Raw genomic sequence first — 13,302 nt, 5'->3', positions numbered from 1 at the left:
AATTATTTTCCGTTTCCTACACTCTCGGAACCTAAAGGCCCTGCTGTAAGCTGCTCAATCTCAGCGCCGAAAAGAAGTACAGACCGCGCTGCTTCGATTCGTGCACGTTCAGCATCAAGTAACTCTTCCCGAGCAACAATTAAGTCAAGATAAGAACTCCGGCCACGACGATAGGCACGATCTACTTCAGCCAATGCCTCGCGAAGCTTAGGGATTACAGAATCCTGCAAACTGGAGACAGTAGCCAAGGCCAGTTCGCGACTGGTAACGGCAAGAAATAGCTGAGGATAAAGTTTTAGTAATGCCGCCTCGCGACGGAGCATAACCTCATCCAACTCAGTCATTGCTGTTAGCTCGGCACCACGATTGCGTTTTGCAGTAAAGAGTGGAACTTCGAAACCAGCTAAAGCAGTAGTTTCGTCAACAGCCCGATTCACGAGAAGACCTGCAAACCACCCGACATCAGGCTTAGAGTTGGACTGGGTGAGGCGAAGCTGTGAGGCTCTAAGACGGTCTTCGGAAGCAAAGCGCGCTATAGCTGGGTTTTCCTGTGCACGCGCATAAAGTTCGTCAAAACTAGCTCCGGGCTCAAAACGATAGAGCTCACTGGAGTCTACTCGATAATCTATACTCGGCTGTCCCCACAGAGCCGATAAGGCATGCCTGTAGTACACTAGCATGCTCTCATCCGTCTGCTTAGCGAGGTTTGCTTTTTCCAGGGCGGACTCCGCTCGTAGGCGTTCAGAAACCGGGCTAGCAGCAGCGCTGACTCTGGCGCTAACAGCGCTTAGCGTTTCACGTGCGAGTAATACCTTCTCTCCAGCCAATACGACTAATTCCTGGGCAGCAAGAACCTGAGCATAGCGACGGATAACTTCTGCCAGAAGATCTAGCGCCTTAGCTTGCTCATCCGCGATCAGTAAATTACGCTGGGCATTGACTACATCTATTCGAGCTCTACGTTTATCCCCTAGCTCAATTACGGACGATAAAGTTACCGTCAATTCAAGCTCATTGTCGGCATCATCCTCGGGATCTGGCGCATTATTGGAGCCACCATCACCAAAGTTCTTGTATTGAGCCTCACCTCCTAGGCTTAACGCAGGCCTAAGTGCTGCTGTCTCTTCAGCACCATCTAGACCTCTTCTCTGTAATGGGAATACCGCAAGCTCCGGATTCTGTGCGAGCGTCAGCTCAATCGCATCCGGTAATGTCAGTAAATCCCCCTCCTGCGCGGATACTGATTGCGCAGCTAAATACATTATCGCCACCATCAACTGGAATATGGCACGACGACGAATCACACTCTCAGTGAGCGTGCAGTAAAAATCCATGGGTATCTCCCAAGTCAGTTTTTATTCGCGCAAGGGGCCTAGTAGCTCTCCTTACTCGCGCGGTATTGGAGCAATCAGACTTGGGTTATAGGTGGGCGGAGTAGAGGCGTAAAATAACCACTGGGAACACGTGTATTGCCGAATTCTCGATAATTCACGATTCCGTTCAGAGTAGAGTGTAGTGATTGACCTACCAGAACGGTACACGTACTTCCATGGCAATGACAGCAGTGATTACATAAATCCAGAAGAAGTGAAGATTGGTCAGTCTCATCCCCACTGGAGGGGGCCTGTAAACTTAAATCAGAAAAGGAACTGTCCGGTTGAAACGGTAAATTTCCGAGCAGATCTTCATCATGATGTAGAGACAGGTGATTCGTTACCTCCTGAACTTCTTCATGGCTATCATAGAATGCACCTGCGGTCTGAAAGACCATAAGTACAATCAACAAAAATGATAGTCGAACTACATTCATAAAGGTTACAGGGAGACCAGAATCTACTGACTGCGATTTTAGCAAGTAAATCCAAATGCCTCAACTAAGCTCACTGCCTTAAAGTTATCATTAATCCTAAAGTATCTATTTGGTCACACCTTCTATCCAAGTGAGGAGTCAGCCTCTAGAAGGCTCGACTTACAGATAGTGACACTTACACTAGTAAGGGGTCTATCAGCCCCATAGTCTACGGAATTTTAGTTGGTAAGGTAGAGCTTTAGAAGGGCTATATTCTTCAATTAATCAGGATGCGAGACCATAATACTAATGTTAAAGTCATTGGATAAATTCGATTTCTTTTAGCTACCGTTAACCTTGCGTGAAAGTGGGGGGTTAACTTTGAATAAGCGACCCAAATAAAAGTCTATGCGACATTCATTTAGGAATGATTTTGATAAGAGAGCTTTCGTGAAGTCTTAGGAAGTTTATTCAATTATACGAGAGGGCAGAGTTTAAATATGCCCACATTATAACTTACCTTGGAGAACAAATGAATGAAGACACTTACTCGTGAATACTTATCAGAAACCCCTATGCTTGACTTTGAGAATAAAACCATTCAGATGTTAATTGAAAATAAGAAATGGCGTAAGCTATCTCAGTATGACGCCATTGGTGCCATCTATAAGTTTGTTCGTGATGATATTTTATTTGGTTACAATAGTGATGATCGTATTCCAGCTAGCAGGGTACTGAAAGACGGGTACGGACAATGTAACACTAAAGGAACATTGCTAATGGCTTTGCTTCGCGCTGTTGGCATTCCTACACGCATTCATGGATTTACTATTTTTAAAGACCTTCAGAAAGGTGCTATACCTAGTTATCTATTCTATATCGTACCTGAACGAATTATCCACAGCTGGGTGGAAGTATATTCAAATGATAGGTGGATCAACCTTGAAGGATATATTATCGACCGCCCATACCTGAACAAAGTCCAAGAAGGGTTTCGTAACCAATGCTCTGAGTTTAAAGGCTATGGTATTGCCACAAAATGCCTACAAAACCCACCCATTGACTGGGAGGATAAAGATACATTTATACAGAAAGAAGGTATCGCAGACGATTTCGGAGTTTATACGCAACCTGATGATTTTTATCTGCTCTATGGAAGTAATTTAACTGGCATTAAGAAATTACTATTTCGCTTCGTGATCCGTCATTTAATAAATATCAATGTTAAACGGATTCGAGCAAAGGGCTTAGGTAAATGTAATACCTTAGAATTAAGCTGATAAAGTATACCAACTCTAGCTCTAGTTTGAGATCTAAATATGTAACTTAACTGCCACTATAGGAGATATGGTGGGCATCATTTCCTTTAGATACGATATCCCTAATGAATCCCAGAAAATATAAAACAATCTTTTTAAACAAACCCAGGGTTACATAATCATATAAACTAATTTAACTTTCATATCAACAACCAATCAAAGTGGAGTATCTAAATAATATTAAATCGAGTACTCTTGATCTTCCCGCAATAAAAGATTAAGAGTCATAAAATACAATAGCCATCTATGAATAGATGACACAAATTTCTATGACATGAAAGGCAGAGGTTAAGCCTCTTATACAATCAAAATTATATTTATAATAAGTACATCACCTATTCGAATCAAACCAACGATACATTTTTTAAATAGTCAAGTAAGGAAGTATTCTCGAAATATTACGTGCATCATCCACACCGCGATGCTGCTGACCTTCAAAGACAATACCGAGAGACTGTAGAGCAGATCCAAGTCCTGAACGACGCTTCTTACCTGTCTTTTCTTGCCATACTGCTTTCAGGTTGATATGCGGTTTAGCAAAAAAATCTGGCGCGCAACCGTGCCGTGTCAGCTCTACTTTGATCTGCTTCCAATCGTATTCCCCCCAGCTAGCCCAGGCTTGATACTCATAATGAGATAACCATAGGTTAAGGAGACTCGTGCTTTCTCTAAAATCAGGCGCACTAGCCACCATGCTATTTTTGATACCTGTAAGCTCACTGCAAAACTTACTAAGTTTCGGATTAATCACTGGTCTAACAAATTGACTATGACTAGCTAAGATGTCACCATCCAAAGTAGTCAGTACAAGTCCGAATTCAATGACCTCCATTACCCCAACAGATAGTGGGCGATCATTCCAACAAGTTGCCTCAAGATCTACAATCAGCAGGCGCTTAATACCATTGAAGCAATTCTGAAAAACCATGCTAAACCCTATAGTATTTTTTAAAAATGAAAAAAATCATTAGCATACAAAAATTATAATATACATATAAACAGAGTGAAATATTGAGAATGAGCCCGACATCAATTGACGTGGCTCAATAGAGTATTGGAAATTTTTCAAGGGATATACTATATGGAAACAATAACATGTCCTTTAAGTACTTTTAATTATTAAATATTAGATTTCTTGGTATGTCAGTAGGTATTCATAAAAAATAATAGGCATTTCAAAATATATGTGTGTATATTTATGAAACTCTATAGCTCTCAGAAAAAACTTATCAGCAAGCTAGATAGAGAAACTACAATCCACACAATATTTCTATATTGACAATATGGTATAACCATGCTTAGAGCATTGCAACAGCCGGATGAATCCATCCATTCCTTTATATTAAGAGTTTTTATAAAAGCTGGGTTTCGGAATATAAATAGCTTAATAGCTGGCGGGGGTGGATGGAGAGAGTACCCTTCAATTCCGGATACAGCCAAAAAATATTTCACTTTTTATCCCGAGAAAGTACTGATTGATATTTTTGACTCTACTTACTCTATCGGAACAGAGGACACTTTTAGCAGAAATAGATTTACACATTTTAAAGGCTTCCCACAAATTCTTAACTACTCTCATGGGCAATTTACTGGAAAACGAATACCTATTAAGTTTTGTAAAAAGTGTATTGAAGAAAAACTTGCAAATCAGGGTCATGCGTTTTTCGAAAGCAAGTGGTTATATATATCATATTGCGAAAAGCATAACTGTCCGTTATGGCAAATCAAAAGAACTCCTTCAGTAAAAAACAAAATTAAAAACGTGATTTTAAGTGTTTTATCGGCTAACTGGGAGAAAGTATCCAACTCAATAAAACACTTAACTTCAGAAGTAGACAGCAATAAATATTATCTGGACCCCATAAAGAAGTGGAAACTTTATTTTTCTCCCTGTGCAAAATTAAGCTACATAAAATATTTTGTTCAGACTTTATCCTATCAGAAAGATTACATTGAAAGGTTTTCTGATAGGAGACTAGCAGAACCCACGGGCGACCTAAACCTCTTAAGAGCAAGATTAAAGAGGTATTGTCTATTGAGCTTTTATGATGTGTACAGCAAAGAATTAAAATCAAACTACAAAAACATTAAAAACTTCGAAAAAGAAGATCTTGAAATTATAAAAGTTAGACAATGGGGAATGGAGTTCCCTGTACTTAAAGATAAAAAAGAAACCTGCGCATCTTGTGCCCGATGGAATATAGATTCTTTCACTGATTGTTCAATTTCAGGCGTTATAGCTAGTTCTCGTGAAAGCGATCATTCAAGAATGGTAATTAACAGCAATAACTATATTGATTTTACAAAAAGGTGCACCATTACTTGGCTAAATATACAAAGGTATGAGTTCCGCAAGAAGTATGGTTATAAACATCCCTTAGGCCTCCCTGCACCTCTCAATGAATAAATATTTCCTCTATTTTTTAGGATACCTCCCTTTAGCCTTTAGAGGTTTAGGTAGAGCAACCTCTAGCCACTCACGATCATATAAATACAACCAATAAAAGGCTTTATTACAGTGAAACTTAATATCTTTACGAATTGCTTTAGGGTGTAATTTGTAATATTTAAGAATTTTTAGTCTATAGCGACGTCGCATTGACTCCATATGGCATCGTTTACGATAAGTTACTAGTTCAGGGTGAGTTGAGATAACTTGCTCTACTGATCCTACACCAATTTTGCAGATTGTAGCTATTCGATGCCGGTTCATCCTTGTATACCCTAGGCGAATAATTTCATCTATACAGGCCTTAGATATTTTTCGCGGCTTAAGATTCAAGGGGATATTGTGGAGCGCTGCAAGTCTTTTCAGATAAGTTCTACTTCTTCCTGTAATTTTAGAAGTTTCGTTAAGCGACCTGCTTCGTAGAAGCTCAACACATTTCCTCTCCCTCCTTTTCGTCCTCTTAGCAAATTCCTTTTTACGGGTCTTAAACTCAAACTCTACACTATTATGACCCTCTAATAATTGCTGGAAGGTAGAAAAAAGCCAGCTTGAGAAAAAAATATGCTGGAAGGGATTATGGTTTTCTCCTGGGACTAAAAGTTGAGAAATATATCTGAAGTCTTCAGACGATTTGGGGAGCGAGCTATTATAAAATGGTCGATAGTTTTGTGAAAATACATAAAAATTTTGCATTAATTTTAGACGCCTAATACGGCCACTATTCGTTACCAGGCCCATACTTTGCAATTTATAGCGATATTTTGAAGAAATATCTATTAACGGAATAGGCCATTTGATCTTTCTTAAAAGATCATATCCAAACTTACCTACTTTATATTCAACACTAGATGCTTCTTTAGCACGGCAGGTTACTGATGGTAACATCCCAAGGCTAATTCGTTGACGATTATGTAAGTCAATTCTCTCTAAGAGAACTGGATGTATACCACAAGAAGAGACTCCAGGGATTTGATGCGATCTATGCCAATAAGCAACTCCATATTGATTTATATCGCTACAGGCGCACTCTTGACACCATTTCAAGCATAGCGAAGAACCTGCACCAAATGATGGGAGCTGACTTTCCCTTATTGATCTCGCGCTATCATTACTCAACATAAATTTTATTATGTTATTTGAGTACTTAGGCAAATAAAATATATATATTGGAGCCAATGTCTGACCAAATAAAATTTCGTACGGTTCATCATCTGTAAGGGCTGAAAGTTTTTTTAGATTCGATGTCAAAAAGGGGTGTATGGAGGCCCTCTCCTCAGCAAGATATATTTTATTAAACTCTTTACCCTTTAATCCAGAAATAGTAGCAAAGCGAATAACTCGACTAAAGAAAAGTTCATCAGGAAAAGCTTTGGGCAGGAGCATATTGCCACATATGGGGTGAAACTTACTTTGAGGATAGATGCTTGATCGGATTTTTAAATAAAACTCCCATTTTTTTTAACTCAGCTTCAGGATTCTCTGAAATAGATGCTCGCCTTATCAAGTCTGGATCTTTAATAAGTTCATTTAAGTCACCAATAGATTGTAAGTAAGATAGCTTCTGATGAAACTCATGGTGCTGGGGGCGATTTAAATCTCCAGGGATAATCATAACTTCTGATGTCGAAGTATCTATAGATTTAAATGAAATTTCACTAGTTTCGACCTTAGACCTATTATTACTCTTTTCCCTTCTGATACGCCGAAATTTTTCAAGCCTATTTATCCTTGCTTCATCTACAGATTTTTTGGAGAAATTTATAGCTTTCTTTGCTGCATACTCCAGGACATATTCCGTTATAGACTCGTTATCTGAACCAATTACTAAACGCTGAGATTCCCTATAAATTCTTACAGCCAGATCCATATTACCAATAGATAGATCATATAATTTGTCACTAAGAGATTTAGTTAAAGGAGTTTTTTCCTTTGTCCATTGCAACACCCAAAGTTCTTCAATAAACATGCTCCACTCCTCATCATTCTTCATCAAGTCCATAGTAAAAGAAGCTTGACTTTCTGCACGCCTTGCTGTCTTTAGAGTTTTCCCTAATAACTTGTCAAAGGGAGGGTTTGCACACAGAAGAATGGGAACTCCCAATTCATTCATAAGATTATGAAGAAACCCCAGAAATTTATCTTCGCCTCCAGCTTTTGCCAAATTTAAATGCTGCATTTCATCTATTATTATGACACCTAAAAAGCTAGACTTTATTTTAGCTTCAATTTGCTTAACAAGTAGATCACTCGTTTTTTCTGGCTTAGTCTCTTCTCCTCCAAGCTTTCTATCAATTTCCGATAAAATCTTAAGACAAAGGGCTCTGATACTCGAATTTTCTGGGCAATCTACTTTAGCCCATACTACTTGCTTAATATATAAAGGCTCACCTTGGTATTTACGATGCTCAATAACTTCTGGAAAACAATTTAAAATCTGCTCTAGCATACAACTTTTTCCGACACCGCTTTCCCCAAGTAAAGTTATACCACTCCCGTTAGATTTGAAATAACCTGTTCTAGGAGCAACTTTAGATCGTTGGTCTATAGGGTAGTGTAAATAGTTCATGGTTGTCGGCGACAGGGGATTCTTGCTTGAATAACCTTTCTTAATCGCAATTTCAATTGCTCTAAAGCATTCTAGATATACTGGAAGAGGCTGCCTTAACTCATCGATTCTTGTAAGGTATTCAATACGCTCGAAAGCACTCAATTTTCTCTCGCTTTCAGAAAATGAAGGATAGCTACTTAATTTTTCTACCAAATCCTCATCTTTCAATTTTTTTGGTAATGCTTCGATCAAGGGGTTCCCCCGATGCTCCGGGAGTATTGCAATGTTATACTCTGCATCATTTACACCCCTCACTGGTTCCGCCTCTTCCTTTTTATTAATGAGACAGCTTCATTTTTCCTTTTTGACTCTAGGTTCTGATCATCGGGATATACTTCTGATTTCTCTTCTCTAATGGATTCACCGTGTTCAATTCGTCTATCAAGAACCGCCTCTTTTCTTCGTGTTCTCATTCCCTTTATTCGCTCAGTCTTACTCTTATCTTGTATATCTTTTTTTGTTTCACTTTTTGCTACTTGGCTAACTAATTTACGTCTATTATGTCTTTCTATAGACTTTTTACCTGGTTTATTTTTACTTTTTTCTTTCTTTTTCCAATCTTTAAAATACAATATATCAGCTTGATGTTTATCACTAAGGCTTGCAGAAAACTTCATCAAGTTGCATTTAGTGAACCCTTCGCGCTCCTTAAGGCGAACATATATGAATGAAGAGTTATCTTGATCGATACGAGCTTCCATTTTCCAGCACTTGGTAGACCGGGCAAGCACTTTCCATTCTTGAAATTCTTCCCGGTCACATTCATAGTACATATCCTCATTTAAGCGGATACCTTTACTCGTCATAGATACTTCTACCGCAGGTAGAAGTTTAGCCCTTACTTCGGACTCCTCTGATCTACTTAAAGCATGTCGATGCTTTTTTAGATGGATATTCCAATAATTAAGCGGTGTAGGGGCCAATCCATTTTGCACTAACAAGACGGATTGTGCAGCTAAGCCGTCAAATAGAGAATTATTATGCTCCATAACTTCATCAATAAGTAATTTTGTCACTTCATCTAATGTATATGTTGCATCGAGACGTGGATCACGATCACCTCGAATATAATGATGTCCTCTAGTTGTTCCTAATAATTCATGGACTAGATTTTTATTCAAAATTTCGAATCTTCGTTCCACAATGCCTTTAAGATCGGCGCGATAAGGTGGAGCTATACTCAGGTGACCGATTAATGGAACGGCTAATTTTTCAGCGCTCTTACATATAAACTCCCCTCGATCGCAAAGCAAACGCTGGGGGATATGATGGCAAGGCCATTCATGATCTTCGATTTCGATACCGAACCTAGAGCAATAACTTTTCTTATCCGTAAAGCTATTGACAAGAGCTTGACGGCCTGCACGCCAAGAAGCATATTCCATAGAAACGTGAAGCCCAACAATCATCCTGCTTTCTTTATCTACCACACAATAAACAGTAGGCCTACCTAGAACATGAGAGCGCCTAAATTCAGAGACAATATGAACATCCAGTACCGTTGAATCCAATTCAAAGCAACTTCCAGGAACTTCGGTATGATCTGTCGCAGCTCCTCTTAATCCACGCTTGTTTCTTTCAAAGTCACCCGCTGTAGTTTGCTTTCGGATTATTTCATTTTTTGGAATTAATTTTTTAATCCAATATATAAAAGTACGATATGATGGAACATTCGGCGACCTAAATTCACTCTCTGCCAGTATTAGTTCTTGTGAGTATAACTCCTTCAACATTTTTTCATAAACTTGACTAAATGGAACTCGACGCCCTTTCAAGCCATACTTCTTCATCGCGAAAATAAAATTATTCTTATCATTTTCCGTAGTGTTAACCCCTTGATATATTTCCATGCTCGGTGTAAGCATTCTTACTGGAGCTCCACGTTTAAGACATCCTGAAACCCTAACTCTTCCAGCTCCTCCTGAATTCTTGTAAGCAGGCAGGAGGGCATTTCTTTCTTGCCCACCCCTCCAATATTGATTTAATAACCTATATATTCTCTGAGCCCTTACCCCTTTACTTTTCGCCTGATTTACCAGAACTTTGCTTCTTTCTTCAGTAGAAATCTCAAGGAGAAAATCTGGATTTTCTATTAGCTCACTTATCAGCTCAATATTTCTATCACGTTTTTTAATATGAGCTTCAGGTATCAACCCCTCATCAGCTAGCTGATAGTAGGGAAGAGGACTAAAGTTTCTTTTCACAGCTCCTCCTTTAATCGCACACAAAAATCTGGAGCTATCAATCTTAATAGGCCTTCTTAAACCTCCAGATTCTTCAAGATTAAAAAGAACCAGAATATTTATATCATAAAAAAGTTCAAGAACACGATACACACCACTATCAACCCCATCAATATCAGTTACACTCCAAACACTGTTTCGTTCAACTCGCATTTTTACCTACCGATTGATGAAAGAATATTTGTTATATCTATAACTCCAGACTCTACTATCGGTTTACTTAAGTCTACCTCAACTTTCTTAATAGCGATTAAATGCTTCAAAAGTACTAAAGCTTCATCGTTCTCAACATCTAAATTTTTACAGAATCCATTGCATATATCTTCGATTAAATTGATCCCAACATGTAATGTCTCTATGGCTTGCTTTTCTATATTTTCCTTAAATCTACGTCCTTGTCTATATGCAGAGGTAAACCACTGAATATTTTTAGATTGAATAACCGATATTTCATTTATAGTATATATATGGAAATTTACCCCCAGAAGCTCCCACCAAATACGTTCAATTTCTAATTTTTCAGCTGTACGCTTTATTGATAGTTCTTGGGCTGATTTAACAGAGATAGCCTCATACCAAAAGTCGTGTTTATCTGTGCAAGTCAAAACAAAGTCTGTAGTCATGACATTGTATGATCCAGAACCAGGCACTTTTGGATGATTTATATCTAGATTCTTTGCAATCTTGATAGAAAAGTCTAAGGGGAGAAGGGGAAACTGTTCCCTTATATCGATTACTGAATCACAATTTTCAACCAGATAGAAGAGACAGCTTTCGTTTTCTGAGAGGGTATGATGCTCTCTATTAACTTTAATGCCCTGAATTTTTCCACTATTTCCCTTAGATTTAACATCCTGAACTCTCAGCCAGGGTTTGTATTCTTCTCCAGCTCCCAGCCCATACTTGTTTTTCAGAGCTCTTTGAAAATCAGTTAGCCTCTCTAACCTTCTGTGTCGCGCCAAAACTTTTCACCCCAATCTGATTTATGACTAAAGCATTAACATCTTAGGTCTGTAAGATTTATTAATCCGATATCTATAGTATACATACTGAGGTCATATTTAAGTGGTTGTGTTCATCCTTATTCAAACATTATGAAATTTAGCAAATCTTACAAATTCGTAGGACCGCTATGCCTAAACCGTAGAGTGTTTCTACCTATTATAAATCTGATTTTTTTATGTTATATGATTTAAGGATTGTCTTGATAATTTCTTATAAAAAGAAAATATCTCATAAAATTTTCAGCCAAAGTAAATCTACTATGAGTCATAGAAATAGGCTCTATGACTCATTTAATGGGTATTTTGTGAGTCATAGAAATAGGCTCTATGACTCATTTAATGAGTATTTTATGAGCCATATAAAGCCTTACACAACTTCTGAGCTTGGCTTAAAATACGGATGGCCTTAAAAGGTGGCATTCAAGTCAACAGTTTGCACTTAAAATCTATATATAAGATTTGGTTTGTTATCGATTTTGAACTAGTAACGAAGGATATATTGTTATATTCATCCTCATTTATTCCAGCTGCATAGGCTGCACGACTACCTCTCCCGCTGAGTACACTCGCAGATGTGGCAATATTCAAACTTTATAATTAGTGTTCAAACTTTATTATTCAGTGTTCAAACTTTTTCTACAGTGTTCAAACTTTATTGTACCGGCACACCATATCAAGCGACCTCCCCCGCCGCATGCCCAGAAGCCCAAGCCCACTGGAAATTAAAGCCCCCCAACCAGCCGGTCACATCGAGTATTTCGCCGACAAAATACAGTCCCGGTTGAGTTTTGCACTCCATAGTGCGTGAAGAAACCTGATCGGTATCTACACCACCAAGAGTCACTTCCGCAGTGCGATAGCCTTCGGTGCCAGCGGGAACCAATGTCCAGGTTTGCAACTTGGCCCCAAATTCCTGCAACTCTACTTCAGTAAACTGTTTAAGGGGGCGGCTGTCGATATGCTGCCGCTGCAGAAAAAACTGCACCAGCTTCTTTGTCCAAACCTCGGCCAATACGCTGTGTAAGTGAGTCTCAGGGCTCTCCTCACGGCGATGCTGTAGCCAATCCGCCAGATTGCGATCGGGGGCCAGATCGAAAGTTACTTTTTCGCCCTCGCGCCAGTGGCTGGATATTTGTAACACGGCTGGCCCACTCAACCCTCGGTGAGTAAACAGCATCTGCTCGTGAAAGCTGCCCTCATCACAGGATGCTGTTACGGCCAGGGCACTACCGGGCAAACTATCTTGCCTTTCCAACTGACGCTTATACTGGGTAAAGGGCACCAGGGCCGCACGGGTGGGAATGATATTGAGTCCAAACTGACGAGCGAGATCATAGCCAAAACCTGTGGCTCCCATGGTGGGAATCGACAGCCCACCCGTAGCTACCACCAAAGATTCACAGCGCACCGCCCCCAGGCTGGTCTCCACCCGATAACCACCCTGCCCCGACTCTATTGCGGAGATGGCACAGCGGGTACGGATCTGAGCTTTAGCCGCACGGCATTCCGCCAGTAACAGATCGAGAATATCCTTGGACTTGTTATCGCAAAACAACTGGCCCAGGGTTTTCTCGTGGTAGGGGACCCCATGCTTTTCCACCAATGCAATGAAATCCCATTGGCTATAACGCGCCAGGGCAGACTTACAAAAGTGGGGATTGCGGCTGTAGAAATTTTCCGCACTGGTATAGAGGTTGGTAAAGTTGCAGCGGCCACCACCGGACATCAGGATCTTCTTGCCAACCTTATTGGCATGATCCAGTACCAGCACATTGCGTCCACGCTGGCCGGCCGTGGCCGCGCACATCAAACCCGCCGCCCCGGCGCCGATGATCAATACATCGACAGATTCGGGCAGCTGGCTATTGGATACATCACTCATGTGTTAGG

General features: G+C 39.8%; 9 protein-coding genes. 2 read left to right on the top strand and 7 right to left on the bottom strand.

Translation table 11 applies throughout. From position 1 onward, the window contains the following. Window positions 1–2: 2 nt before the first annotated feature. Complete coding sequence (locus ACXAFI_RS04290) at window positions 3–1,334, bottom strand: TolC family protein (protein WP_444919693.1); 1,332 nt, start codon at window positions 1,332–1,334, stop codon at window positions 3–5. 991 nt (window positions 1,335–2,325) lie between these two features. On the opposite strand from ACXAFI_RS04290, the gene ACXAFI_RS04285 reads away from it, so the two are divergent. Further along, the gene (locus tag ACXAFI_RS04285; RefSeq protein ID WP_152454492.1) at window positions 2,326–3,069 is read left to right on the top strand and encodes a transglutaminase-like domain-containing protein; all 744 of its coding nucleotides are present in this window, start codon (window positions 2,326–2,328) and stop codon (window positions 3,067–3,069) included. A gap of 403 nt (window positions 3,070–3,472) precedes the next feature. On the opposite strand, the gene ACXAFI_RS04280 is transcribed toward ACXAFI_RS04285, so the two are convergent. Next, entirely contained in the window at window positions 3,473–4,036 is a 564-nt protein-coding gene (locus ACXAFI_RS04280; protein WP_444901106.1) for a 3'-5' exonuclease, read from the bottom strand. 366 nt (window positions 4,037–4,402) lie between these two features. Here ACXAFI_RS04280 and ACXAFI_RS04275 point away from each other — a divergent pair, with 366 nt between their 5' ends. Further along, window positions 4,403–5,515, top strand: coding sequence for a hypothetical protein (locus ACXAFI_RS04275; protein WP_444901105.1), 1,113 nt, complete (start codon window positions 4,403–4,405; stop codon window positions 5,513–5,515). 9 nt (window positions 5,516–5,524) lie between these two features. Here the strand turns inward: ACXAFI_RS04275 and ACXAFI_RS04270 are convergent, their stop codons facing one another. From ACXAFI_RS04270 to ACXAFI_RS04250, 5 genes are all read right to left on the bottom strand, one after another. Continuing rightward, entirely contained in the window at window positions 5,525–6,940 is a 1,416-nt protein-coding gene (locus ACXAFI_RS04270) for a TnsD family Tn7-like transposition protein (RefSeq protein WP_444901104.1), read from the bottom strand. A 22-nt stretch (window positions 6,941–6,962) separates the two neighbouring features. Next, window positions 6,963–8,357, bottom strand: a complete 1,395-nt coding sequence (locus ACXAFI_RS04265) for an ATP-binding protein (protein WP_444901103.1) — start codon at window positions 8,355–8,357, stop codon at window positions 6,963–6,965. 59 nt (window positions 8,358–8,416) lie between these two features. Continuing rightward, complete coding sequence (locus tag ACXAFI_RS04260; protein WP_444901102.1) at window positions 8,417–10,561, bottom strand: hypothetical protein; 2,145 nt, start codon at window positions 10,559–10,561, stop codon at window positions 8,417–8,419. Window positions 10,562–10,563: 2 nt separating this feature from the next. Beyond that, window positions 10,564–11,370 carry a TnsA endonuclease N-terminal domain-containing protein gene (locus ACXAFI_RS04255; RefSeq protein WP_444901101.1) on the bottom strand — a complete coding sequence of 269 codons (807 nt, stop codon included), beginning with the start codon at window positions 11,368–11,370 and terminating at the stop codon, window positions 10,564–10,566. A 715-nt stretch (window positions 11,371–12,085) separates the two neighbouring features. Then, window positions 12,086–13,294: a BaiN/RdsA family NAD(P)/FAD-dependent oxidoreductase gene (locus tag ACXAFI_RS04250; RefSeq protein ID WP_475107808.1), complete on the bottom strand. Its 1,209-nt coding sequence runs from the start codon at window positions 13,292–13,294 to the stop codon at window positions 12,086–12,088. Window positions 13,295–13,302 lie beyond the last annotated feature (8 nt).

It is taken from the genome of Microbulbifer sp. ABH2_005, assembly GCF_056160005.1.
This window is presented reverse-complemented; position numbering and strand designations above follow the sequence as displayed.

What these genes read in the sequence shown, in the direction of transcription:
- ACXAFI_RS04290 (WP_444919693.1), bottom strand. Translation starts at nt 1,334, where the DNA reads ATGGATTTTTACTGCACGCTCACTGAGAGTGTGATTCGTCGTCGTGCC.
- ACXAFI_RS04285 (WP_152454492.1), top strand. Translation starts at nt 2,326, where the DNA reads ATGAAGACACTTACTCGTGAATACTTATCAGAAACCCCTATGCTTGAC.
- ACXAFI_RS04280 (WP_444901106.1), bottom strand. Translation starts at nt 4,036, where the DNA reads ATGGTTTTTCAGAATTGCTTCAATGGTATTAAGCGCCTGCTGATTGTA.
- ACXAFI_RS04275 (WP_444901105.1), top strand. Translation starts at nt 4,403, where the DNA reads ATGCTTAGAGCATTGCAACAGCCGGATGAATCCATCCATTCCTTTATA.
- ACXAFI_RS04270 (WP_444901104.1), bottom strand. Translation starts at nt 6,940, where the DNA reads ATGCTCCTGCCCAAAGCTTTTCCTGATGAACTTTTCTTTAGTCGAGTT.
- ACXAFI_RS04260 (WP_444901102.1), bottom strand. Translation starts at nt 10,561, where the DNA reads ATGCGAGTTGAACGAAACAGTGTTTGGAGTGTAACTGATATTGATGGG.
- ACXAFI_RS04250 (WP_475107808.1), bottom strand. Translation starts at nt 13,294, where the DNA reads ATGAGTGATGTATCCAATAGCCAGCTGCCCGAATCTGTCGATGTATTG.